Source organism: Noviherbaspirillum agri (assembly GCF_054780595.1).
This window is the reverse complement of record NZ_BAAGWA010000008.1, coordinates 139,403-163,113: the sequence shown is the minus strand read 5'-3', so window position 1 is coordinate 163,113 and position 23,711 is coordinate 139,403. Positions and strand designations below refer to the sequence as shown.

Here is a 23,711-nt window from a genome sequence, read left to right as displayed (position 1 = left end):
CGGGCGACCGGGCCTTGGACTCAAGGTCAGTATTGTTGCTGGCCGCCGTCGGCCGCCGCCGACGTCAGGTCCGGATGCCGCTTATGCAGCCTCGCGCGACGCCTTCTTGCGCTCGTGCTCCTTCAGGAAGCGCTTGCGCAGGCGAATGCTCTTCGGCGTGATTTCGACCAGCTCGTCATCCTCGATGAATTCCACCGCGTACTCCAGCGTCAGCTGGATCGGCGGAACCAGGCGCACTGCCTCATCGGTACCGGATGCGCGCACGTTGGTCAGCTGCTTGCCCTTGATCGGGTTCACAACGAGATCGTTGTCGCGCGAGTGGATACCGATGATCATGCCTTCGTACACCGGATCGTTGTGGCTGACGAACATGCGGCCGCGGTCCTGCAGCTTCCACAGGGCATACGCAACAGCCGCACCGTCATCCTGGGAAATCAGCACGCCGTTACGACGACCGGCGAGCTCCGGCTTGTTCATGTCGACTGGCGAATACTCGTCAAAAATATGGCTCATCAAGCCGGTACCGCGAGTCAGCGTCATGAACTCTGACTGGAAGCCAATCAGGCCACGCGCCGGGATGCGGTATTCCAGACGTACACGTCCCTTGCCGTCCGGTTCCATGTTCTGCAGGTCGCCACGGCGGCGTCCCAGCTCTTCCATTACACCGCCCTGGTGCGAATCTTCCACATCGACCGTCAGCAATTCATACGGCTCGCACTTGACGCCATCAATCTCCTTGAACACCACACGCGGACGCGACACGGCCAGTTCGTAGCCTTCGCGGCGCATGTTCTCGAGGAGAATCGTCAGATGCAGTTCACCACGGCCGGACACTTCAAACGTCGTATCGTCACCGGTGTCGGTTACGCGCAGCGCGACGTTCGACTTCAGTTCGCGATCCAGACGGTCGCGAATCTGACGGCTGGTCACAAACTTGCCTTCACGGCCAGCCAGCGGCGAATTGTTCACGAGGAAGTTCATCGTCAGCGTCGGCTCATCCACCTTCAGCATGGGCAGAGCATCCGGCGTGTCTGTGGCACAAACGGTGCTGCCGATACCGATTTCCTCGATACCGTTGATCAGTACAATGTCACCAGCCTGCGCTTCATCAACCAGCTGGCGCTCCAGGCCTTTGAACTTCAATACCTGGTTGATGCGGGCCTTGATCGGCGTCGAATCCGGACCGTTCATCACGATCACATCCTGCAATGCGCGCGCACGGCCGCGCTTGATACGGCCGATACCAATTTTGCCGACATACGAGGAATAATCGAGTGAGGAAATCTGCAGTTGCAGCGGGCCGTCCGGATCATCATCACGCACCGGGACGTTTTCCAGCACGGCATCAAACAGCGGTTTCATCGTGCCTTCGCGCACGTTCGGATCGAGGCTGGCATAACCATTCAGTGCCGATGCATACACAACCGGGAAATCCAGCTGTTCTTCGGTCGCACCCAGTTTATCGAACAGTTCGAACGTCGCATTGATCACCCAGTCAGGCCGGGCGCCCGGGCGGTCGATCTTGTTGACCACCACGATAGGCTTCAGGCCAAGACCAAGCGCCTTGCGTGTCACGAATCGCGTCTGCGGCATCGGACCTTCGACCGCATCGACCAGCAGCAGCACTGAGTCAACCATCGACAGCACGCGCTCCACCTCACCGCCGAAGTCGGCGTGGCCAGGCGTATCAACGATGTTGATATGCGTGCCCTCATATTCGACCGCGCAATTCTTCGCCAGAATCGTGATGCCGCGCTCCTTCTCCAGGTCGTTGGAGTCCATCACGCGGTTATCAACTTGCTGATTCTCGCGGAAGGTGCCGGATTGACGGAGTAATTGGTCGACCAGCGTTGTCTTGCCGTGGTCAACGTGGGCGATGATGGCGATATTGCGCAAAGCGCGTTTAGTGTTTGACATGAGCTTTCAAGCCGTGTTTCGAAGAACCGAAAATTATAGCATGCTGCGCTGCGATCAAATCCAGAAAATTCTTGTATTTCAAGGAGTTGCAGGCATGCATGGTGAGGATCGCATTACTGATCGGCCGGCGAATACCGCGCATGAACCACTTTGGATGAACGGTGTCGGCCTTGGCAACCGTATTGACCACGCTGACGTCGCTAACGGGAAAGCTCTATTGGGCCGCGCCGATGACAACCAGCCTCTCTGGCGCGAGGATATCGTACGGCATCATATGCGCGGTGCCGAGCAATTGACCATCTTCGAGGCGGTACACCCTTACCCGCCCCTCTCGACAAGGAAGGGAGACATTTTCCTTGCCTAGCGCAAGGCGTTGCCCGTGCAGGAAGCGCTTCGCAAGGGGATCCGGAAGCCGGATCGGCGGGAAGGTGCTGAGCAGAGCATCCACCGGAGCAAGCAAACGCGTGCGATCCTCGTCAGGCGTTTGCTCAAGCTCACTCAGTGTCAACGCGTGCTCAAGGGTGAGCATGCCAACTTGCGTACGTCGCAATGCCTGCAGGTGCGCACCGCATCCAAGGGCCGCACCGATGTCTTCACCCAGTACGCGAATGTAGGTGCCCTTGCTGCACGTCACGCGCAGCCGCACGTATGGTGCCGAATAGTCCAGGAGTTCCAGCGCATGGATGCAAACCTTGCGTGCTTCTCGCTCCAGCGTGATGCCTGCACGCGCATACTCGTACAGCGGCTTGCCATCGCGCTTGAGTGCCGAATGCATGGGAGGCACCTGCTCGATCTCGCCCCGGAACCGCACCAGGACTGATTCGAGCTGCGCAGAGCCGATATCGACTTCCTTTTGGCCAAGGATCTCCCCTTCGGTATCACCGGTCGAGGTAACTATGCCAAGGCGCACTACCGTTTCATACGTTTTGTCGGCATCCAGCAGGTCTTGGGAAAACTTCGTTGCCTCGCCAAAACACAGCGGCAGCAAGCCGGTGGCAAAGGGATCGAGCGTCCCTGTATGTCCGGCCTTCTGCGCGTTCAACAGGCGCTTTGCCTTGATCAGTGCGTCATTGCTGGAGTGTCCGGCAGCCTTGTCGAGCAGAAGAACACCATGAACCGGGACGCGGGGTTTCTTGGGCGGTAATTGCGCCATGTTGAATCAATGGAAAAGCCTGCGCGAAATCGCGCAGCAAGAAGGTCAGTCGTCCGAATCCTGCGCTCTTGTCGCGTTCGCTTCATCGATCAGCTTCGACAGCTGCATGCCGCGCGCAGTCGACGTATCGTGAACAAAATGCAGTTCCGGTATCGTATGAATGGTCAATCGACGGCCAAGCTGGCCCCGAACGAATCCGGCTGCCTTGCGCAAACCGGTCAAGGTATTCTGCACCGCATCCTCATTGTCGGCCAGCGTGGTAAAGAACACCTTTGCATGCGCATAATCCGGTGTCACCTGCACTTCCGTGATCGTGATCATGCCCACGCGGGGATCTTTCAGCTCATACGCGATGATCTCCGCCAGATCACGCTGAATCTGGTCGGCAACGCGTACGCCGCGCCCGGGAATGGATTTGCTGTGTTTTGCCATGATGAGAATCGGCGCTGTTCCTGTTGAAGTTTAGCGGGCGACGGCAACTTTGCAATCGCCCGCTAGACGTTCATTACAGGGTACGCGCGACTTCCTGTACCTCGAAGACTTCCAATTGATCGCCTTCCTTGATGTCGTTGAAGTTTTTCAAGGTCAAGCCGCATTCGAAGCCTGACTTTACTTCCTTCACGTCATCCTTGAAGCGCTTGAGCGAATCGAGCTCGCCAGTCCAGACGACAACATTGTTGCGCAGCAGACGCACGGAGGCGCCACGCTTGACCAAGCCGTCGAGTACATAGCAGCCTGCAATTGCGCCAACCTTGCTGACGGTAATAACCTGGCGAATCTCCACCAAGCCAAGCGCGTGCTCGCGCTTCTCCGGCGCCAACATGCCCGACATCGCTGCCTTGATCTCGTCCACCGCATCGTAAATGATGTTGTAGTAGCGAATGTCGATACCGTTAGCTTCCGCCAGCTTGCGTGCCGACGCATCCGCACGCGTGTTGAAGCCGATAATGACGGCTTTCGATGCCACTGCGAGGTTGACGTCCGATTCGCTGATACCGCCGACTGCTGCATGCACGATCTGCACGCGCACTTCTTCAGTCGACAGCTTCTGCATTGCATGCACGATCGCTTCCTGCGAACCCTGAACGTCAGTCTTGATGATCAACGGCAGGTTCTTCACTTCGCCCTCGGCCATCTGCTCGAACATATTCTCCAGCTTCGCCGCCTGCTGCTTGGCCAGCTTGACGTCGCGGAACTTACCCTGGCGGAACAACGCAATCTCACGTGCCTTGCGCTCGTCAGCCATGACCATGACTTCTTCGCCAGCAGCCGGCACTTCGGTCAAGCCTTGGATCTCGACCGGGATGGAAGGACCAGCTTCGGCCACATTCTTGCCGTTCTCGTCGAGCATCGCGCGAACACGGCCGTACGAAGAACCGGCAAGCACGATATCGCCGCGCTTGAGGGTGCCGGTCTGGACCAGCACTGTCGCCACCGGGCCGCGGCCCTTGTCGAGCTTGGCTTCGATGACGAGACCCTTTGCATGCGCGTCGACAGGCGCCTTGAGTTCCAGCACTTCAGCTTGCAGCAATACGTTTTCGAGCAAGTCGTCGATGCCTTGGCCCGTCTTTGCAGACACCGGGCAGAACGGCGCTTCACCGCCGTAGGCTTCCGGCACGACACCTTCGGCAATCAGTTCCTGCGTAACACGTTCGGGATTGGCACCCTGCTTGTCGATCTTGTTGATTGCGACAACGATCGGCACACCTGCCGCCTTCGCATGTGCAATTGCTTCCTTGGTCTGGGGCATCACGCCGTCGTCGGAGGCAACCACCAGAATCACGATGTCCGTCGCTTTGGCACCACGCGCACGCATTGCAGTGAATGCCTCGTGGCCCGGCGTGTCGAGGAAGGTAATGATGCCGCGCGGTGTTTCGACGTGGTACGCACCGATATGCTGGGTAATACCGCCGGCTTCACCAGCCGCAACCTTGGCGCGACGGATATAGTCGAGTAGCGAGGTCTTGCCATGGTCGACGTGACCCATGACGGTAACCACAGGAGCACGCGGATGCAGTTCGGCGTCCGCATGAGCGCCACCAGTTTCCTCCAGCATCGCTTCGGGGTCGTCGAGTTTGGCGGCAAACGCCTTGTGCCCCATTTCCTCGACAAGGATCATTGCAGTTTCCTGATCAAGCACCTGGTTGATGGTAACCATCTGGCCAAGCTTCATCATGTGCTTGATCACTTCGGATGCCTTCACGGCCATCTTGTGTGCGAGTTCGCCAACGGTAATCGTTTCCGGAACATGCACATCCTTGACCACGGCTTCAGTCGGCACCTGGAAGTTCGATTCGCGCTGATCGTCATGCCCATGCGAGCGTCGGCCCTTGGGCCCGCTGCGCCATGCATCGCGGCCGCCCGGTGTTGCTGGTGCGCCGCTCCCGCGCGTCTTGAGACCACCACGCTTCTTCGCAGCGTCGTCCTGCCAGGTCGAGGACACATTCGCCGACTTGATCGACTTCTTGTCGCCGCCAGCAGGTTTCTTGTCGTCCTTTTTCTCGACACCCTTCTTTTCGGCCGGCTTGTGCAGCGTTCCTTCGGCAGCTTTCGCAACTGGTGCGACTGGTGCCGGCTCCGGTGCCTTCATGACCTTGCGCGGCGCGCTCATCATGGCCTTGATCTGGGCAACTTCGTCGGCGACGGCCTTACGGGCGCGCTCGGTGGCAGCAGCACGCTCTGCAGCTTCTTTCGCTCCCTGCTCGGCAGCTTTCTTGCGTGCCTCCTCATCGGTAGCGCGCTTTTTCTCTTCTGCCGCGGACAATGCTTCCGCTTGTGCCTCTTGCGCCTTCGCCGCCGCTTTGGCCGCTTCTTCGCGCTCTGCCTGCTCCGCCGCTTCGCGCATTGCCTTTGCTTGCGCTTCTTTCTCGGCTTCCAGTTTGGCCAGGTGCTCCTGCTTTTCGCGCAGCTCCGCTTCCTGGCGCGCGATCAACTCTGCCTGACGGCGAGCCTCTTCCGCTCTGCGAGCCTGTTCCGCCTCGTCGATGATGGGCGTAGCAGCCTTCTCCGGGCTTGCCTCAATGACCGGTTCGTCGCGCTTGATGAAAGTGCGTTTCTTGCGCACTTCAACCTGGATCGTGCGGGATTTGCCCGTTGCATCCGCCTGCTTGATTTCAGTCGTTTCCTTGCGCGTCAGGGTGATCTTTTTCTTTTCTCCTTCCGCTGTGCCACCATGTGAGCGACGCAGGTGATTCAACAACTTGTCCTTGTCTTCCTTCGACAAAGGATCGGACGTCGAACTCTTTTCGACGCCGGCAGCGCGCAGTTGTGTCAGCAGCAGGTCTGCGGGCATCTTCAGTTCAGTGGCAAATTGGGCTACGTTGTTACTCGCCATTCAGTCCTCTTTTCTATGTGGCACGACGGATGTTTTTTGGGCACTGCGGGTCATTGAGCCTCGACCAGCTCGCGCGCTTTGGCTTGCAACGCCCTGGCACGATCATCGTACTTGGCGTCGATAAGCCGCATTTCCTCGTCGGTCACATCTTCAAATTCATTCTCAATCAACTGACGTGCGCGGTCGGTCGGCAATGCCAATACCGCGCCAAACTCGTCATATGCCATGCCTGCAAACTGTTCCAGCGTCTTGATGCCGCTCAGGCCCAATTTGCCTGCGGTGATGCGGTCGATGCCATCCAGGCTGACTAGAGCTTCTTCCATGCCCTCCAGGCCCTCTTCGGAAGCAATCGCTTCCGTCACCAAGGCATCCCGTGCACGGTTACGCAGCTCGTTCACCGTCTCTTCGTCGAATGCTTCGATATCGAGCATCTCCGTAATCGGCACGTAAGCGATCTCTTCGAGGCTGGCAAAGCCTTCATCCACGAGGATGTTGGCGACCTCCTCGTCCACATCCAGTTTTTCCATGAAGAGCTTGCGAGTCGCAGCCGTTTCAGCCGCTGCCTTGTCCGCCGACTCTTCCGCCGTCATGATATTGATCTGCCAGCCGGTCAGCTCGGATGCCAGGCGCACGTTCTGGCCGCCACGACCGATAGCGATAGCCAGGTTTTCCTCGTCTACCACAACGTCCATCGCGTGTTTTTCTTCATCCACAACGATCGAGGATACGTTTGCAGGTGCCAGCGCGCCGATGACGAATTGCGCCGGGTCTTCTGACCACAACACGATGTCCACGCGTTCACCACCGAGTTCGCCCGTTACCGCCTGCACACGCGAACCGCGCATGCCCACGCAAGTACCGATCGGATCGATGCGCTTGTCATTGGTGAATACGGCAATCTTTGCACGCACGCCTGGGTCGCGTGCAGCTGATTTGATTTCAAGCAGGCCCTGCTCGATCTCCGGCACCTCCAGCTCGAACAGCTTCATGATGAATTCCGGCGCCGTGCGCGACAGGATCACCTGCGGGCCGCGTGCATTGCGGTCAATGCGCAAGATGTACGCACGGACACGGTCTCCGATGCGAAGGTTCTCCTTCGGGATCATCTGGTCGCGCGGCAGGCGTGCTTCGATCTTTCCTGATTCGACAATTGCATCACCGCGCTCCATGCGCTTGATGGTGCCAGTTACGAGCGCATCCCCGCGCTCGAGGAAGTCGGCAAGGATCTGCTCGCGCTCAGCGTCGCGGATGCGTTGCAGTACAACCTGCTTGGTGTCCTGTGCAAAACGGCGACCGAAGTCCACCGATTCGATAGGCTCTTCGATGTAGTCGTCGACTTCAATATCGGCAATCTGTTCCTTTGCCTCGAAATGCAGTACTTCCTGGTCGGGCAACTGCAGGCCCGCCTCATCCGGAACCACGTGCCAACGGCGGAACGACTCAAACTCGCCGGTTTCCCTGTCAATAGAAACACGGACGTCCACATCACCTTCGTAGCGTTTCTTGGTTGCCTGCGCAAGCGCATGCTCGAGCGCCCCGAATACGATTTCTTTATCGACGTTTTTTTCTCGTGCTAGCGCATCGACCAACAACAATACTTCGCGACTCATGCTTTGCGACTCCTAAAGTCCACTTTTGGCACCAAACGTGCCTTGTCCACATCAGCGAGCGTAAATTCCAGCATCGCCGGCCCTTCTTTTCCTTCAAATTCCAGCTTCAGCGCGTCACCGACCGGCGCATGCAGCACTCCCTGGTAGGATTTGCGATTTGATGTACCAGGCAGTGGCACACGCAGCTTCACCACCGCCTCATGCCCGACAAACCTCCCATAGTCGGAGAGCTTCTTCAGCGGCCTATCCAATCCTGGCGATGAGATTTCAAGTCGCTCGTAATTGACGTTTTCGACCATCAAGACATGCGACAGCTGGTGGCTCACCTTCTCGCAATCGTCTACGGTGATACTTCCTTTTTCCGCTTCTTCAGGCAGGAAGTCGATATACACGCGCAGCAAACCATGAGCCGCCTGCTCGAGATCGACCAGTTCGTAACCCATGCCGACAACCGTTTTTTCAATCAGATCCAGCAACCGCAAAACCATTCTCCGAATGACGACCTGCGCATAAAGCGTTTAAGAAAAAAAAAATGGGCATCTGCCCATCTCTTTTTATCGCTCCGGCCCACGCACAGTGGCTCCCAACAAAATACTTTCTTGCCGGTCGATTTGTTAACTCTCTAATTATAGACAAATATTTGACCGACCGCAATGGTATCCCCCCCTCAAGCGAAGAATGAGGGGTGATGTATTCCGTAAGGAAATTTTGCGAAGTCAGCAATAAAACATCACATCCGGGAACGACGGCGCCCCAAGCCGGTAAGCGCCACGGCCGCTCCGTTACGCGGCCGCCCGCTATTGCGACGTGACTGCCCCATGTCCGGGAATCCAAGCGCAGTTTGCAAGGGATCAGGCTGGCGTGAACGCGACTGCCCCTGCCCAGCCCCTCGCCCTTGACCGCGCTTTTGCCCCTGCGCCTTTTCAAAAGGCACGCTGCCGGCGACATTGCCGTTACGCTCGACACCTTGGCGCTCGCCGCGTCCCTTGCCCTGAGCGGCAGCAGGCTTCTCCAATCCACTCAGCGTCATCAATGAGCGCACGGCATTTTCATCGAGCTCTTCCCAGCGACCCCGCTTCAGGCTACTGGGCAACGTCAGCGCTCCATACCGGGTGCGGATGAGGCGAGAAACTGTCAGACCAACAGCCTCAAACATTCGTCGCACTTCACGGTTACGCCCTTCGCCGATTGTCACGCGATACCAACGATTGACCCCCTCACCGCCGCCATCTGAAATCTTGGAGAATTGTGCCATCCCGTCTTCAAGCTCAACGCCGCTCAATAGCTTCTGGCGCATTCCCTCCTCGAGTTCACCCAGCGTCCGCACCGCATACTCCCGCTCGATTCCGTAACGCGGGTGCATCAACCGATTGGCAAGATCACCGGAGGTCGTGAACAGCAACAAGCCTTCGGTATTGAAGTCGAGCCGACCCACCGCCAGCCATTTACCCGCTTTCATGGTCGGCAGACGATCAAAAACGCAGGGACGCCCTTCCGGGTCACTATGGCTGACGATTTCACCTGCGGGCTTATGGTAAATCAGGACACGCGGAGGACGTTTTGCAACTTTGCGCTGAATCAGTTTTCCATTAATGCGAACCTGGTCTGTCGAGAGTATGCGCTGCCCGATATGCGCCGGCTCACCATTTACCGAAACACGCCCAGCGATAATCAATTCTTCCATGTCACGCCGCGAACCAAGACCGGCATCCGCCAGGACTTTATGCAACTTCGGCGCATCGTCCTCAGCCGTCAGATCACGTCGCACATTCCTGTTTTGACCACGGCGTCCGCCAGAGGCAGCATCGTCTCCAGAGTCACTATCAAAGACACCGGATGTAACAAGCGAAAAGATCTCATCCGCGTCCGCAACCTTGGCCTGCGGCTGTCGCGACTTGCTCGCAGGCTGCTTTCCGCGCGCCCTTTGCGCAGTAGCCTTTGCATTTTGCGGTTCGCCACGTTTGCGATTGCGCTGAGGCTTGTCAGCACCAGCGGTCGAACGATCTCCAACATCCCCCGCAGGGACCGACACAGTTTGCGCCACTGGGTCTGTCGCATTCGCCTGGCGCGGCGATCGGGTGCGCCGAAGGCTACGGGGGCCGCGCACACCACGCTTGCCGGACTTCTTCTGCGATGAATCATTACCACCTTCCGCGGACGCGTCGATCTGCGTCGATTCCTGATTCTCTTTGGGTTCGGAGCGGCTGGCGGACTCGGAGCTGTCGATCACGGGCGCGTCATTATGGGTTGGAAGGTTCATCATTCAATTCTGGATTGTGCTGACTTGGCTCAGCTTCTGCCGCCACCGCTGGCGCAGGCACAGCATCGGGCAAGGAAACGTTTGCTTCAGACGGTGAAGAGACAACTTGCGCGGTCTCGGGTTCGGAATTAATTTCTTGAGTCGGGGATTGGGCAATGGCACTTGACTCAACCGCTGCGGTATCCGGCAACAGTTCGACCTGTGCCGTCTGCGCTTGCAGATCTTCGGCGGCCACTGGCTCGTGAAGATTAGCTTGGATATTACTGGCGAGGGCCTCAATTTCCGGGAGCATGCTACCCGGCATCTCTTCCTTTGCCACTTGCTGAAGTGGCGGCAACTGCTCCAACGAGGTCAAGCCGAGATCGTCCAGGAACTGCTTGGTTGTAGCAAACAGCGCCGGACGCCCCGGAACATCTCGATGACCAATTGCTTCGATCCAGCCTCGATCTTCAAGGAGCTTGATAGTTTGAGAATTCACGGTCACACCGCGGATCTCTTCAATATCACCCCGAGTCACTGGCTGCCGGTAAGCGATGATCGCCAGGGTTTCCAACGTCGCACGGGAATACTTGGGAGGCTTTTCAGGATTGAGCCGATCGAGATACTTCTTCATTTCCGGACGACTCTGGAAACGCCACCCCGTTGACAGACAGACGATCTCGATACCCTTACCCGACCAGTCGTTACGCAATTCTTCGAGAAGTGACTTGATGGTATCAGCGCCGACTTCCTCAAAGCCTTCGCCACTCTCAACGTAAAGCTTCTTGAGATCGTTGATGGACAACGGCTCATGCGCACAAAGCAACGCAGTTTCGAGGACTTTTTTCGCCTCAGTCGTATTCATTTTTGCGCGTCTTGTTTTCTACTAACAATGTGCAGATTTGTTGTCAACGACAGGCACTTCGAATGCCGCCCGGTTTAGAGAACCCGTTGATGCCATTCCGGCGCCCGATTTATAGGAGGTGTAGGGAGGGCGGGAATTTGATAAGACTTAAAGACTTGGTTGCGGGGGCAGGATTTGAACCTGCGACCTTCGGGTTATGAGCCCGACGAGCTGCCAGACTGCTCCACCCCGCGTCTGAAGAATGAAAGTATATCCGGTATTGCCGAATAACGCAAACGCAATTGCCAGCCTGCCGTGCAGTGATACACTTCCATTCATTATCCTCTTAATAAGATGACCGGTGAGCGGGCACCTTTACGGCTACCTTTTCTTCGAAAAGGCTTTCTCCACTCACCCCATATTTCTATGAAATTCTGCTCTGAATGCGCGCATCCGGTGTCGCTCCTGGTCCCGCCTGACGACAACCGCCCTCGCTATGTCTGCGAACAGTGCGGCACGGTTCACTATCAGAATCCCAAGATGGTGATCGGTTCGATCCCCGTCTGGGAACGCAACGGTGAGACGCTGGTTCTCCTGTGCAGGCGTGCGATCGAGCCGCGTTATGGGTACTGGACACTGCCGGCCGGGTTCATGGAAAACGATGAAACCACCAGCGAGGCAGCTCTTCGCGAGACCCATGAAGAAGCAGGCGCGCGCATCGAACTCCACGAAATCTTCTCGCTGCTTAACGTGCCGCACGTGCATCAGGTCCACGTGTTCTACCGTGCCACGTTGCTTGACCTCGACTATCAGGCGGGGACTGAAAGCCTGGAAGTCCAGCTGTTCGCCGAGTCGGAAATTCCCTGGAACGACATCGCCTTCCCGACGGTAAACCATACCTTGAAGCTCTTTTTCTCTGACGTTGCACGCATCAAGAACGAAGGCGGCCCCTTCAAGCTTCATACAAGGGATTTCAGAAAGCCGATGCCAGCCACCGATTAAAGTCGGCGAGCGGTTCCGGCGATGGGCTTATCGGCTCAGGCTCCGGCATAGCTGGTTCGGGTGGGGGCATTATGGGTTCTGGTGGCAACCTCACCGGTTCCGGTGGCGGCAAAACCGGCTCGGGAGGTTTCTGTTCTCGCTGCACTCGCAAGAGTTTTCCGATCTGCATGACTAAATCTCCTGTACGGTATCCCGCTAGCCCCGCTCATGGAAGGCTTCAATTACATGGCATCCCGTGAAAAGTGTAGAGCCTAGATATGCCAGTGCTTCCGCAACAAATGCTCTCTTTTGCTCCTGTGAAAGGGAGATCACCCTGGATGCGTTCTCCAAAGCTCCGCTGATATTGCACAGGGGCCAACTTGCTGTACCCTTGGCCACAAACGCACAAGGCTGTCAGACTTTTGCCGCCAGGTACTCCACCAAGTCATCCAAGGTGCGCAATCGCGCGTAGTCGGCTTCGGGAATGTCCACGTTAAGCTTGCGATGCAAGCCGATCAGGAAATTGAGCCAATCCATCGAATCCAGATCGACCTGCTCGCGCAGCGCCTGGCTGGCGACGAGTTCGTTCTCATCAACCTCAGGTGCAATCGACCTGAGGGCGGAAACCACCGTAGCTGTCAGTTCCTGTCGTTCCATCGTCTGCCCTTCAGAGTTGTTCTGGGCGCTGCAGCCATTCCCGCACTTCAGACAGGAATAGCGCCCCGTAGTGCCCGTCCGACACGCGATGGTCGCCAGACAGGCTGGCAGTCGTTGCCGGCATCGCGCACAAGCCACCGTCTGCGGTGACCCACGCGACATCCCTTATCCTCCCAAAACCCACCAGGGCAACCTGTGGCGGATAGATCACGCCGAACACGCTCTCCACACCCTGCTCGCCGAGATTGGTCACGGCAATTGTCGGGTCCGACATTTCGGAGCTGCGCAGCGACCCCGCGCGCGAACGCTGCACGAGATCGGTGAGGTCACGCATCAATTGGTCCAGCGACTTCTCGGCGGCGTCGTGGATCGCCGGCGCAATGAGCCCGCCCTGGCGCAGGGAAATCGCGACGCCGACATGAATCGCCTGCGACCGCCGGCGTTCGCCGTCCTGATAGAAGCCGTTCATGTCCGGGTATTTCTCCAGGGCGAGCGCCACGGCCTTGATCTGCAGCGTCGCCATCAACAGGCGTTCGGTGATGCTGCGTCTTTCATTCGACGCAGCCAGCCACTGTTGGGCCTTGCGCATCGGGATGGACTCGCTCAGATAGTAGTGCGGGATTTCCTTCTTCGATCGGCTCATCGCCGCCGCAATTGCCTTGCGCATGCTGGCCTGTTTGTCGGCTGGCGATGCCTGTGGCGGTTGCAACTGAGGTTCGAGCCGTTGCACGTCCTGCAAGGTGACCGCGCCGTCCGGGCCGGTGCCGACGACGCTGTCGATGTCGATGCCGTGATCCTCCGCATGCTTGCGTGCGGCAGGCGAGATCCTGCGCCGTGTTGCCGATGGCGCCGGCGTCTTGGCAAGCGCGGCGACCGGCTCGAGCCTGGGTGGAGCAGGCTCCTCAATGGGAGCGGCGGGAGTGGAACGGCGCTGCGCGGTCTCGGCCGATTCGCCCGCTTCAAGCAATGTCGCCAGCACGGCGCCGACGGGCACCGTCTCGCCGGGCCGGGCCAGCAATTCGAACAGGGTGCCTTCCTGCCAGCACTCCACATCGACCGCCGCCTTGGAGGTGTCGACCACTGCCACCACCTGCCCGCGCCGGATGACGTCGCCCGGCTTGGCCTGCCACTGGAGCAGTTTTCCCTCGTCCACGTCGGCGCCGAGGAAGGGCAGCTTGAATTCAATCATCGCTTGCCCACTGTTTGTCTTGCTGCGGCGGCAATCGACTCGGCCTGCGGCAGCGCCGCTTCTTCCAGGTGCCGCGGATACGGGATCGGGACTTCGGCGCTGCACACACGCACTGGCGCCGCATCCAGGTCATAAAAGGCGTTTTCCGTAATACAGGAAACGACCTCTGCTGCAAGACTGCCGGTCTTCCAGCCCTCGTCGACCACGACTGCATGATGCGTCTTGCGCACCGACGCGAGAATCGTGGCGATATCGAGCGGACGCAGCACCCGCAGGTCGATCACCTCGGCGTCGATGCCCTCGGCGGCCAGCAGATCGGCTGCCGCCAGGGCCTTGGGCAGGCAGCCGCCATACGCATACAGGCTGACGTCGGCGCCGGCGCGCCGTACAGCCGCCGAGCGGATGTCGCAGGCACGCGGAACGATGTCGGCTTCCATGTTGTAGAGCTGCGCATGCTCGAAGATGATGACCGGGTCCGGGTCGGCCAGTGCCGGGCCCAGCATACCGCGCGCATCGACCACGGTGCCCGGCGCCAGCACCTTGATGCCGGGGATGTGGGCATACCATCCCTCAAGGCTGTGCGAATGCTGGGCCGCGACTTGACGCCCGGCGCCAGTCGCCATCCGGATGACAATCGGTACATTGAACTGGCCGCCGGACATATGGCGCAGCGTGGCTGCCGTGTTGACGATCTGGTCCAGCGCCAGCAGGCTGAAGTTCACCGTCATGACTTCCACGATCGGGCGCATGCCGCCGAGCGCCGCGCCGATGCCGGCGCCGACGAAGCCGAGTTCAGAGAGCGGCGTGTCGCGGATGCGCTCGGGGCCGAACTCCTCGAGAAATCCTTTCGACACCGCGTACGTCCCGCCGTATCGTCCGACATCCTCGCCCATCAGGAACACGCGCGGGTCGGTAGTCAGCGCTTCGCGCATGGCCTGGCGCAGTGCCTCGCGATAGCTCATCTTCATGGTCGTGGCTCCGGCGAATAGACCTCCTGCGTCAGCTGTTCGACCGGTTCCCATTGCGCGCCATCGGCAAATGCGACCGCTTCCTGCACTTCCCGCCCGGCCTGTTCGTCGAGCGCAAGAAACTCGGCTTCGGTGAGCTTGTCCTCGGCCTTCAGCCGCGCCGAGAAAGTGTGGATGGGCCCGCGCTTTTTCCATTCTTCGATTTCGGCCTTGTCGCGGTATAACTCGGGATCGAACATCGAGTGGGCACGAAAGCGGTAGGTCTGAAACTCGACGAAGACCGGCCCGTCGGCGGCGCGCACCCGCTGCGCGGCCTCGTGCGTCGTATCGTGTACCGCAATCACGTCCATGCCGTCGGCCTTCATCGTTGCCACGTTGTAGCTGGCCGCCTTGGCGCAGAGATCGGTCTGCGACTCGGAGCGCGCCAACGCGGTGCCCATCGCATAGAAGTTGTTCTCGCAGAGGAACAGTACGGGCAGCTTCCACAAGGCGGCCAGGTTCATCGATTCGTGGAACGCGCCTTCGGCCATTGCCCCTTCGCCGAAGAAGCAGGCACTCACGCGCCGGATGCCTTGCATCTTGTCCGCCAACGCGAGGCCGACCGTGAGCGGCAGGCCGCCGCCGACGATCGCATTGCCGCCAAAGAAGCGTCTGGTGCGGTCGAACAGATGCATGGAGCCGCCGCGCCCCCGCGAACAGCCGTCACGCTTGCCGAACATTTCCGCCATGATGGCCGTCATCGGCACCCCGCGCACGAGGGCATGGCCATGTTCGCGGTAGGTGGCGACGATATTGTCTTCCGGCGCAAGTGCATGTAGCGCACCGACGGCGACCGCTTCCTCGCCGATGTACAGGTGCAGGAAGCCGCGGATTTTTCCGGCCCCGTACAGCTCCGCCGACTTTTCCTCCATGCGGCGTATGCGCAGCATGTCGGCCAGCAGTGCGATGCAGGTCGCCTTGTCGTACGGCACGCTCATGACTGTCCCTCCAGCGTCGAGGTGTCGCCTTCCGGAAGCCCGAGTTCGCGCGCTTTCAACAGGCGGCGCATGATCTTGCCGCTGCGGGTTCTTGGCAGCGTAGTCAGGAAATCGATCTCCTTCGGTGCTACCGCGGCGCCCAGCCGCTTGCGCGCATGGCCCAGGAGCTCCATGCGCAGTTCCTCCGACGCCTCGACTCCGCGCTTGAGCGAGACGAAGGCCTTGACCACTTCGCCCACAGTCTCGTCCGGCTTGCCGATCACGCCGGCCTCAGCCACCGCCGGATGCTCCATCAGCGCGCTTTCGACCTCGAACGGCCCGATCAGGTGCCCTGCCGACTTGATCACGTCGTCCGCACGGCCCACGAACCAGAAATAGCCGTCCGCATCGCGCTTTGCGAGATCCCCGGTCAGGTACAGGTCGCCGAAAAAGCACTTGCGGTAGCGTTCCTCGTTGTTCAGGTAACCGCGGAACATCGACGGCCAGCCGCGCCTGAGCGCCAGTTCGCCTTCGGTGTCGGGGGTATCGACGACCTGAACCTGCCCTTGCTCATTGCGGGAAACAATGAACGCTTCGACGCCCGGCAAGGGCCGTCCCATCGAGCCGGGCTTGATATCGAAGGCCGGCGTGTTGGCGATCATGATGCCGCCGGTCTCGGTCTGCCACCAGTTGTCGTGGATCGGCAGGCCCAGCACTTCCTTGCCCCACCACACCGCTTCCGGGTTGAGCGGCTCGCCGACGCTCGCAATGAAGCGCAGCTTCGGAAACCGGTACTTCCTGGCGATGTCCTCGCCAGCTTTCATCAACATCCGGATCGCCGTCGGCGCGGTGTACCAGACGCTGACCTGCTGCTCCTGCAGGATGCGGTACCAGCGCTCGGCGTCGAACTCGGCTTCATCGACGATCGAGGTCACACCGTGCAGCAGCGGCGCGATGATGCCGTACGACGTACCGGTGACCCAGCCCGGGTCGGCCGTGCACCAGTAGATGTCGTCGGGATGCAGGTCGAGCGCATAGGTGCCGGTAGCCCGATGCGTGACTGCGGCTTCATGCACGTGTACCGCCCCTTTCGGCGTGCCGGTCGTACCGCTGGTGAAATGCAGCAAGGCCATGTCCCCGGCCTGCGTCGCCACCGTATCGAAATCATCGCTTGCTTCGCGCATCATCCGGTCCATGTCGATGGTGCCGGGAATGCCGCTCGCCGGTTCACCGTTGTCGCGAACCAGCAGCACATACTGCAGCTGCGGCAGGCGGTCGCGGATCTTTTCAATCTTGCGGCGGTAGAGCGGCGCGGTCGTCACGAGCACTTTCGCATTTCCCAGGCTCAGGCGCGTGGCGATCGGTTCCGGGCCGAAGGCAGAGAAAAGCGGGCAGGCGACGGTGCCGTTCTTCAGGCTGCCTAGCACGGAAATGTAGAGCTCCGGTATGCGACCGGCGAGGACGAACAGCCGGTCGCCCTTGTCCACGCCCAGCTTGTCCAGCACATTCGCAAAGCGGTTGGTAAGGCTGGAGAGTTCACGGTAGCTGATGGTGTGCTCCCCGTCCATGCCCAGGAAACGGAAGGCGACACGTTCCCGAGCGGTGTCCTGCAAATGCCGTTCGACCGCTTCATAGGCGATGTTGACACCACCGCCGGGCAGATCCGCCAGCTCCTTCTTTGCCTTTTCCCAAGAGAATTCGGCCCTGGTTTCCTCGTAGTCGACCCAGTTCGGTGGCACAAGGAAATCCGTTGCGGCCTTGCGGATGATCGAAGAGCGCGGCATGGCGGTCCTTTCTCTTCAGCGTGTTACCGAACCATTGTGAGCCGCGCTGGCCGGGTCCTCTCTTGATCCCCATCAAATGCTGTATCACCGCGCACGCAGGAGATGCGTCGCTGTTACGGCTGAAATGTTTCCATCCAGGCATTCGTCGAAGCGGCAAAATCGACTAAGATTTTGACCAATAGGCGGACGTGGTTTTCCTTGTCCACAGTGCCATGCGCGAGAAACGCAAAGCCGGCGCACATGGCAAGGATCAGGATGGCGTCGAGCAACGCAAAAATGCATCGGCAACCTCTTTGATTCGTCGCTGAAACACCTCCCGCAATATGCGGAGCTTTATTGAGGCGCTACAAGAGAGCAAAATCGTTCTGCTCCGGAACATTTCGCCAACATGTTGATGTCGACACAGAAAATGCAGGAAAGATGAACAACTGGATGTCCCTTCCACGGCTGGCATGTATCCGCTCGAACGACGTTGAGGAGCGCCGATGATCTCGTGGCTCGGGCCGGAGACGCCCTTCCCCGATCTTTCGAAGGCTCTGAAGGAGGAAGATGGTGCGCCCGGATTGCTGGCAGCAGGCGGAGATTTATCCGCAGCACGCCTGCTGGAGGCGTACCGACAGGGCATCTTCCCATGGTTTTCCGAAGGCCAGCCGATCCTGTGGTGGAGCACCGATCCACGCATGGTCCTGTTTACTGAACGCTTTACCATCTCTCACAGTCTGAAAAAGACATTGAAGAAGGTTCATCGCAGCATGCATGGTGACGGTCATTGGCAAGTCCGTTTCGATACGGCGTTCGAGGAAGTCATGCGTGCCTGCGCTGCACCGCGCAAGAGCGGTGCGGGGACCTGGATATCGGAGGACATCGTTCGTGGTTATACCGACTTGCATCGTCAGGGATATGCGCATTCCAGTGAAGTGTGGCTTGACGGCCACCTCGTTGGCGGAGCCTATGGCGTTTGCATAGGTCGCATGTTTTACGGGGAGTCGATGTTTGCACGTGTGAGCGATGCATCGAAGATTGCACTGGCCTACCTCGTGCAATTCCTTCGCCAAAACGGCGTCGCATTAATCGACTGTCAACAGGAGACCTCCCACCTGGCGTCGCTGGGCGCAACGCCGATTTCGCGCCAGGAGTTTATTGCCCATCTTCAGATTGCAATCAATCAGCCGAAAATCGAACTATGGAAGCCAGTAGACATCTTCTGACCATGCGCCGGTCGCCTTCGAGCCACTTTGTGCGCCCCCTGTAAAGTATCATTGTCAGCACCGCAGCCAGCAGGACGACCATGACGCATCTAAAGGAACTGCCTTTTTCCACCCTGCAGTTTTATGCCACCGCTCCCTATCCATGCAGTTACCTGGAAGGGAAGCAGGCTCGATCGCAGGTTGCGACACCTTCGCACCTGATCAACGCCGACGTCTACTCCGAACTGGTCAAGAACGGTTTTCGCCGCAGCGGCATTTTCACCTACCGCCCCTATTGCGACGGCTGCCATGCGTGCATCCCCGTCCGCGTGAAAGTCGGTGACTTTTCGCCAAACCGCAGCCAGCGCCGTGCGTGGGCCCGGCACCAAGAACTCGGTACCTGGGTAACGACCCTTGCGTATGCGCCCGAACACTATGAACTGTACTTGCGGTACCAGGCGGCGCGGCATTCCGGTGGCGGGATGGACCAGGACAGCCGGGACCAGTACGCCCAGTTTCTGCTTCAAAGCAGAGTAAACACCCGCCTGGTGGAATTTCGCGAAAGCGACGGAACACTTCGCATGATCAGCATTATCGACGTGCTCAACGACGGCCTCTCCTCCGTCTATACGTTCTACGATCCCGACGTGCCGGCAGCCTCGTTCGGCACCTACAATGTTCTCTGGCAGATCGAGCAGGCGCGACGCCTGGATATGCCGTACGTTTATCTCGGATACTGGATCAAGGATAGCCCGAAGATGGCGTACAAAATCAATTTCAAGCCGCTGGAAGCACTCCAGCTCGGCAAATGGGAAGAGTGGCGGCCAAGCGACTGATGCAGCCGCATTGACATACTGCAAGAGTAAAATAGCGCCTTCGCGTGCCGCACCGTGCGCCAGACGGTGTACTCCAGACGGTTTAACTCTTGCCTCTTATGTCCGAAAAGATCCTCTTCTCCCTTGCCCGCCCGTTTCTCTTCTCGCTTGACCCGGAAACCGCGCACAACCTGACTCTTCCATCACTCAAACGCGCAGCGGCATGCGGCCTGACCAAGCTGATTGCCCGCCCTGCAGCGGATCCCCGCCAGGTAATGGGTTTAACCTTCCCCAATCCGGTAGGATTGGCGGCTGGCCTCGACAAAGACGGCGCCTATATTGATGGACTTGCGGCACTTGGCTTCGGCTTTATCGAAGTCGGCACTGTCACTCCCCGCCCGCAGCCCGGCAATCCGTTGCCGCGCATTTTCCGGCTTCCTCAGGCAAATGCAGTCATCAACCGGATGGGATTCAACAATGGTGGCGTCGATGCTTTCGTCGCCAATGTACAAGCATCCCGTTTCTACCAGAACAAGGAAGGCGTCCTGGGCCTGAACATCGGCAAGAATGCGGATACGCCGATTGAGCGTGCGGCCGACGACTATTTGCATTGTCTGGAGAAGGTATACCCCTACGCCAGCTACGTAACCGTCAACATCTCCTCGCCAAATACCAAGAACCTCCGCCAGCTACAAGGCGCATCGGAACTCGATGGGCTGCTGTCAAGCTTGAAAGACGCACAGCAACGCCTCGCCGACAAGTACAAGCGATATGTACCGATTGCATTAAAGATCGCGCCGGATATCGACAGCGAACAGATCAAGAGCATCGCGTCAGCGCTTGTCCGCCACAAGATGGATGCAGTGATCGCAACGAACACGACGATCACGCGGGATGCAGTGAAAGGTCTTCCGCATGCCGAGGAAACCGGCGGATTGTCAGGCGCCCCTGTATTTGAACTCTCCAACACAGTCATCCGCGCATTAAAGGCCGAAGTAGGAGAGGCACTCCCGATCATCGGGGTTGGCGGCATCCTGTCCGGGAAAGACGCGAAGACAAAAATTGAGGCCGGGGCATCGCTGGTCCAGCTTTATACAGGCCTGATTTATCGCGGGCCGGGTCTGATCAAGGAATGTACTGCGGCACTGCGAAAGTAAGATTTTCACTGCAAGGCCACCAAAATAAAAAGCCCGAATCGCTTTCGACGATTCGGGCTTTTTCGCTTTTAACGTATTGCTTACGTTGCTTACTCGACTTCCAGCGTCTCCTCAGGCGCAGGCGGTGGCGATGTATCCCCTTCAGGGAATTCGAGCTTGATTTGCTCTTTCTCGTCCAGGTCCACCGTCACCCGACCACCGGAAACAAGCCGACCAAACAACAGCTCGTCCGCCAGCGCCTTGCGGATCATGTCCTGGATCAGGCGAGACATCGGCCGGGCCCCCATGAGTGGATCGAAGCCCTTCTTCGCCAGGAACTTGCGCAAGTTCTCGCTAAAGATCGCATCGACCTTCTTCTCGTGCAGCTGCTCTTCCAGTTGCATCAGGAACTTGTCGACCACGCGCAGGATGATCTCCTCGTCCAGCGCCTTGAAGCTGATGATGGCATCAAGTCGATTGCGGAATTCCGGCGTAAACATACGCTTGATATCCGCCATCTCGTCGCCCGCTTCCTTCTTGTCGGTGAAGCCGATCGAACGTTTCTGCAAGCTCTCTGCCCCGGCATTCGTGGTCATGATGATGATCACGTTGCGGAAGTCCGCCTTGCGACCGTTGTTGTCGGTCAGCGTGCCGTGATCCATCACCTGCAGCAGGATATTGAAGATATCCGGATGCGCCTTCTCGATTTCATCGAGCAGCAATACCGCGTGCGGCTTCTTGGTGATCGCCTCGGTCAACAGACCGCCCTGGTCAAATCCGACATAGCCCGGAGGCGCGCCGATCAAGCGGCTTACTGCATGGCGCTCCATGTACTCCGACATGTCGAACCGGATAAGCTCGATGCCAAGAATGAAGGCCAGCTGCTTCGCCACCTCGGTCTTGCCCACACCGGTCGGGCCGGAGAACAGGAACGAGCCAATCGGCTTATCTGTCTTGCCCAAGCCGGCACGCGCCATCTTGATGGCGGCGCCCAATGCCTCGATTGCAGGATCCTGGCCAAACACGACGTTCTTCAAATCGCGGTCGATCGTCTGCAGTTTTGCACGATCGTCCTGGTTGACGGACTGCGGTGGGATACGTGCAATCTTCGAGATGATGTCTTCGATCTCGGATTTGCCGATGGTTTTCTTCTGCTTCGACTTCGGCAGGATACGTTGGGCTGCACCCGCCTCGTCGATAACGTCGATCGCCTTGTCAGGCAAGTGGCGGTCATTGATGAACCGCGCAGCAAGCTCTGCTGCAGACGTCAATGCCGATGCCGAGTACTTCACGCCGTGATGCTCTTCAAAACGCGACTTGAGGCCACGCAGGATCTGCACAGTTTGCTCAACCGTCGGCTCGTTGACGTCGATCTTCTGGAAGCGGCGTGACAATGCATGGTCTTTCTCGAAAACGCCACGGAATTCCGTATACGTCGTCGCACCAATGCACTTCAACTGACCGCTCGAGAGCGCCGGCTTCAACAGATTCGACGCGTCCAGCGTTCCGCCGGAGGCCGAACCCGCGCCGATAATCGTGTGGATCTCGTCGATGAACAGGATACCGTGTGGGTTGTCGCGCAGCTGCTTCAGCACTGCCTTCAGGCGTTGCTCAAAGTCACCTCGATATTTGGTTCCGGCCAGAAGCGCTCCCATGTCGAGGGAATAGACGACGGCGTTCTGCAGCACCTCCGGTACATCGCCCTGCGTCACGCGCCATGCCAATCCTTCGGCAATTGCCGTCTTGCCGACACCTGCCTCACCAACCAGCAACGGGTTGTTCTTGCGACGGCGGCATAAAGTCTGAATCACCCGCTCGACCTCGGCTTCGCGACCGATCAGCGGGTCAATCTTGCCTTCCGCGGCCAGCTTGTTCAGGTTTTGTGTGAACTGATCAAGCGGGCTCTCCTTCTGCTGGCCTTCCGCCTGGGCTTCCTCAGCTCCCTCGGAGGTCTTCTGCGAATCGATTTGCTGATCCTTGCGTACACCGTGCGAGATGAAGTTCACCACGTCGAGCCGGGTAACACCCTGCTGATGCAGGTAATACACGGCGTGTGAATCCTTTTCACCAAATATCGCGACAAGGACATTAGCGCCGGTAACTTCTTTCTTTCCATTCGATGCGGACTGTACGTGCATGATTGCACGCTGGATCACACGTTGGAATCCAAGCGTCGGTTGCGTATCGACTTCGCTTGTCCCGGGAACGGTCGGCGTATTGTCGCTGATGAAATTCGTCAGCGTCTTGCGCAGATCCTCGATATTGACTGCGCATGCGCGCAGCACTTCGGCTGCTGACGGATTGTCCAGCAGCGCGAGCAAAAGATGCTCGACTGTGATGAACTCATGACGAGCCTGGCGGGCTTCGACAAAAGCCATGTGCAAACTTACTTCCAGTTCCTGCGCAATCATGCTTCCTCCATCACGCATTGCAGGGGATGTCCTGCTTTTCGAGCGTGGGTTAAAACTAATTCTACTTTAGTCGACGCGATGTCTTTCGGATAGACGCCGCACATACCTTTTCCGTCCCGATGTACCTTGAGCATAATCGCGGTCGCGGTTTCTCGGTCTTTGTTAAAGTACTCCTGAATAATCGCAACGACAAACTCCATAGGAGTGTAGTCGTCATTTAAAAGCAGAACCTGATACATCGGCGGCGGTTTGAGCTTCTGCTCTTGTCTAGCAATTACCGTACCGTTTTCATGCTGAGTTGCCATGCGTCTATTCTAGAGCGTTCAATTTCCGCATGATGCGAAAAAGTAAAGGATATTCCGTCGGTATATTTGATATTACGCCCTTTCTGCGTAATTCGCAGGTGTAGCTCAAACCGGATAATTCAAGAATTCCGATGCGCAATTAGGTTGTAAAAAGTCAAAACACGCAGGGAAACCGCCTTGACTTTTATAATTTTTGCAGGAACAATGGAATCGATTGACAACTAC

Annotated in this window: 19 protein-coding genes, 1 tRNA gene and 1 pseudogene; 4 read left to right on the top strand and 17 right to left on the bottom strand. The window is 58.3% G+C overall.

Annotation, left to right across the window (positions count from 1 at the left end):
- Positions 1-81 precede the first annotated feature (81 nt).
- The 9 genes from typA to ACYVIA_RS15175 form a co-directional block, all read right to left on the bottom strand.
- Positions 82-1,917 carry a translational GTPase TypA gene (typA, locus tag ACYVIA_RS15215; RefSeq protein WP_460842189.1) on the bottom strand — a complete coding sequence of 612 codons (1,836 nt, stop codon included), beginning with the start codon at positions 1,915-1,917 and terminating at the stop codon, positions 82-84.
- A gap of 214 nt (positions 1,918-2,131) precedes the next feature.
- Positions 2,132-3,070 (bottom strand): tRNA pseudouridine(55) synthase TruB, encoded by a 939-nt coding sequence (truB, locus tag ACYVIA_RS15210; RefSeq protein WP_460842187.1) that lies wholly within the window; start codon positions 3,068-3,070, stop codon positions 2,132-2,134.
- A 45-nt stretch (positions 3,071-3,115) separates the two neighbouring features.
- A complete protein-coding gene (gene rbfA, locus ACYVIA_RS15205; protein WP_460842186.1) occupies positions 3,116-3,502 on the bottom strand; it encodes a 30S ribosome-binding factor RbfA in 387 nt (128 codons plus the stop codon).
- Positions 3,503-3,575: 73 nt separating this feature from the next.
- A complete protein-coding gene (gene infB, locus ACYVIA_RS15200; protein ID WP_460842185.1) occupies positions 3,576-6,404 on the bottom strand; it encodes a translation initiation factor IF-2 in 2,829 nt (942 codons plus the stop codon).
- A gap of 50 nt (positions 6,405-6,454) precedes the next feature.
- On the bottom strand, positions 6,455-8,014 hold the full coding sequence (nusA, locus tag ACYVIA_RS15195) for a transcription termination factor NusA (RefSeq protein WP_460842183.1): 1,560 nt from the start codon (positions 8,012-8,014) through the stop codon (positions 6,455-6,457).
- Positions 8,011-8,496, bottom strand: a complete 486-nt coding sequence (rimP, locus tag ACYVIA_RS15190) for a ribosome maturation factor RimP (RefSeq protein ID WP_460842181.1) — start codon at positions 8,494-8,496, stop codon at positions 8,011-8,013. The genes nusA and rimP overlap by 4 nt, the downstream gene beginning before the upstream one ends.
- Before the next feature lie 248 nt (positions 8,497-8,744).
- Complete coding sequence (rluB, locus tag ACYVIA_RS15185) at positions 8,745-10,274, bottom strand: 23S rRNA pseudouridine(2605) synthase RluB (protein ID WP_460842255.1); 1,530 nt, start codon at positions 10,272-10,274, stop codon at positions 8,745-8,747.
- Positions 10,255-11,118: an SMC-Scp complex subunit ScpB gene (gene scpB, locus ACYVIA_RS15180; RefSeq protein WP_460842179.1), complete on the bottom strand. Its 864-nt coding sequence runs from the start codon at positions 11,116-11,118 to the stop codon at positions 10,255-10,257. Before scpB ends, rluB begins: the two co-directional genes overlap by 20 nt.
- 156 nt (positions 11,119-11,274) lie before the next feature.
- Positions 11,275-11,351: transfer RNA gene (locus ACYVIA_RS15175), tRNA-Met, on the bottom strand.
- Positions 11,352-11,523: 172 nt separating this feature from the next.
- Here ACYVIA_RS15175 and ACYVIA_RS15170 point away from each other — a divergent pair.
- Complete coding sequence (locus ACYVIA_RS15170) at positions 11,524-12,099, top strand: NUDIX hydrolase (RefSeq protein WP_460842178.1); 576 nt, start codon at positions 11,524-11,526, stop codon at positions 12,097-12,099.
- Between the two features lie 393 nt (positions 12,100-12,492).
- Here ACYVIA_RS15170 and ACYVIA_RS15165 read toward each other — a convergent pair whose 3' ends face one another.
- From ACYVIA_RS15165 to ACYVIA_RS15140, 6 genes and pseudogenes are all read right to left on the bottom strand, one after another.
- Positions 12,493-12,735 (bottom strand): acyl carrier protein, encoded by a 243-nt coding sequence (locus ACYVIA_RS15165; RefSeq protein ID WP_460842176.1) that lies wholly within the window; start codon positions 12,733-12,735, stop codon positions 12,493-12,495.
- Positions 12,736-12,745: 10 nt separating this feature from the next.
- Positions 12,746-13,924, bottom strand: coding sequence for a dihydrolipoamide acetyltransferase family protein (locus ACYVIA_RS15160; protein WP_460842174.1), 1,179 nt, complete (start codon positions 13,922-13,924; stop codon positions 12,746-12,748).
- Complete coding sequence (locus ACYVIA_RS15155) at positions 13,921-14,892, bottom strand: alpha-ketoacid dehydrogenase subunit beta (RefSeq protein WP_460842172.1); 972 nt, start codon at positions 14,890-14,892, stop codon at positions 13,921-13,923. Before ACYVIA_RS15155 ends, ACYVIA_RS15160 begins: the two co-directional genes overlap by 4 nt.
- Complete coding sequence (pdhA, locus tag ACYVIA_RS15150; RefSeq protein WP_460842170.1) at positions 14,889-15,869, bottom strand: pyruvate dehydrogenase (acetyl-transferring) E1 component subunit alpha; 981 nt, start codon at positions 15,867-15,869, stop codon at positions 14,889-14,891. The genes ACYVIA_RS15155 and pdhA overlap by 4 nt, the downstream gene beginning before the upstream one ends.
- Positions 15,866-17,632: an acetate--CoA ligase gene (acsA, locus tag ACYVIA_RS15145; protein ID WP_460842168.1), complete on the bottom strand. Its 1,767-nt coding sequence runs from the start codon at positions 17,630-17,632 to the stop codon at positions 15,866-15,868. The genes pdhA and acsA overlap by 4 nt, the downstream gene beginning before the upstream one ends.
- Before the next feature lie 134 nt (positions 17,633-17,766).
- Positions 17,767-17,910, bottom strand: a pseudogene (locus ACYVIA_RS15140) (ammonium transporter); the annotation flags it as partial.
- Positions 17,911-18,117: 207 nt separating this feature from the next.
- Between ACYVIA_RS15140 and aat the strand changes: the two are divergent.
- From aat to ACYVIA_RS15125, 3 genes are all read left to right on the top strand, one after another.
- Entirely contained in the window at positions 18,118-18,840 is a 723-nt protein-coding gene (aat, locus tag ACYVIA_RS15135) for a leucyl/phenylalanyl-tRNA--protein transferase (RefSeq protein ID WP_460842166.1), read from the top strand.
- An 80-nt stretch (positions 18,841-18,920) separates the two neighbouring features.
- On the top strand, positions 18,921-19,655 hold the full coding sequence (locus ACYVIA_RS15130; RefSeq protein WP_460842165.1) for an arginyltransferase: 735 nt from the start codon (positions 18,921-18,923) through the stop codon (positions 19,653-19,655).
- A gap of 98 nt (positions 19,656-19,753) precedes the next feature.
- On the top strand, positions 19,754-20,791 hold the full coding sequence (locus ACYVIA_RS15125) for a quinone-dependent dihydroorotate dehydrogenase (RefSeq protein ID WP_460842162.1): 1,038 nt from the start codon (positions 19,754-19,756) through the stop codon (positions 20,789-20,791).
- Between the two features lie 89 nt (positions 20,792-20,880).
- Here the strand turns inward: ACYVIA_RS15125 and clpA are convergent, their stop codons facing one another.
- Both clpA and clpS read right to left on the bottom strand, forming a co-directional pair.
- Entirely contained in the window at positions 20,881-23,181 is a 2,301-nt protein-coding gene (clpA, locus tag ACYVIA_RS15120) for an ATP-dependent Clp protease ATP-binding subunit ClpA (RefSeq protein ID WP_460842159.1), read from the bottom strand.
- Complete coding sequence (gene clpS, locus ACYVIA_RS15115) at positions 23,178-23,486, bottom strand: ATP-dependent Clp protease adapter ClpS (RefSeq protein ID WP_460842156.1); 309 nt, start codon at positions 23,484-23,486, stop codon at positions 23,178-23,180. The genes clpA and clpS overlap by 4 nt, the downstream gene beginning before the upstream one ends.
- Positions 23,487-23,711 lie beyond the last annotated feature (225 nt).

Bases quoted from the DNA above. Each gene is read 5' to 3' on its own strand.
- clpS (WP_460842156.1), bottom strand. From the start codon at position 23,486: ATGGCAACTCAGCATGAAAACGGTACGGTAATTGCTAGACAAGAGCAG.
- ACYVIA_RS15155 (WP_460842172.1), bottom strand. From the start codon at position 14,892: ATGAAGATGAGCTATCGCGAGGCACTGCGCCAGGCCATGCGCGAAGCG.
- infB (WP_460842185.1), bottom strand. From the start codon at position 6,404: ATGGCGAGTAACAACGTAGCCCAATTTGCCACTGAACTGAAGATGCCC.
- aat (WP_460842166.1), top strand. From the start codon at position 18,118: ATGATCTCGTGGCTCGGGCCGGAGACGCCCTTCCCCGATCTTTCGAAG.
- rluB (WP_460842255.1), bottom strand. From the start codon at position 10,274: ATGAACCTTCCAACCCATAATGACGCGCCCGTGATCGACAGCTCCGAG.
- pdhA (WP_460842170.1), bottom strand. From the start codon at position 15,869: ATGAGCGTGCCGTACGACAAGGCGACCTGCATCGCACTGCTGGCCGAC.
- nusA (WP_460842183.1), bottom strand. From the start codon at position 8,014: ATGAGTCGCGAAGTATTGTTGTTGGTCGATGCGCTAGCACGAGAAAAA.
- rbfA (WP_460842186.1), bottom strand. From the start codon at position 3,502: ATGGCAAAACACAGCAAATCCATTCCCGGGCGCGGCGTACGCGTTGCC.
- ACYVIA_RS15160 (WP_460842174.1), bottom strand. From the start codon at position 13,924: ATGATTGAATTCAAGCTGCCCTTCCTCGGCGCCGACGTGGACGAGGGA.
- scpB (WP_460842179.1), bottom strand. From the start codon at position 11,118: ATGAATACGACTGAGGCGAAAAAAGTCCTCGAAACTGCGTTGCTTTGT.
- clpA (WP_460842159.1), bottom strand. From the start codon at position 23,181: ATGATTGCGCAGGAACTGGAAGTAAGTTTGCACATGGCTTTTGTCGAA.
- ACYVIA_RS15165 (WP_460842176.1), bottom strand. From the start codon at position 12,735: ATGGAACGACAGGAACTGACAGCTACGGTGGTTTCCGCCCTCAGGTCG.
- acsA (WP_460842168.1), bottom strand. From the start codon at position 17,632: ATGCCGCGCTCTTCGATCATCCGCAAGGCCGCAACGGATTTCCTTGTG.
- truB (WP_460842187.1), bottom strand. From the start codon at position 3,070: ATGGCGCAATTACCGCCCAAGAAACCCCGCGTCCCGGTTCATGGTGTT.
- typA (WP_460842189.1), bottom strand. From the start codon at position 1,917: ATGTCAAACACTAAACGCGCTTTGCGCAATATCGCCATCATCGCCCAC.
- ACYVIA_RS15130 (WP_460842165.1), top strand. From the start codon at position 18,921: ATGACGCATCTAAAGGAACTGCCTTTTTCCACCCTGCAGTTTTATGCC.
- ACYVIA_RS15125 (WP_460842162.1), top strand. From the start codon at position 19,754: ATGTCCGAAAAGATCCTCTTCTCCCTTGCCCGCCCGTTTCTCTTCTCG.
- ACYVIA_RS15170 (WP_460842178.1), top strand. From the start codon at position 11,524: ATGAAATTCTGCTCTGAATGCGCGCATCCGGTGTCGCTCCTGGTCCCG.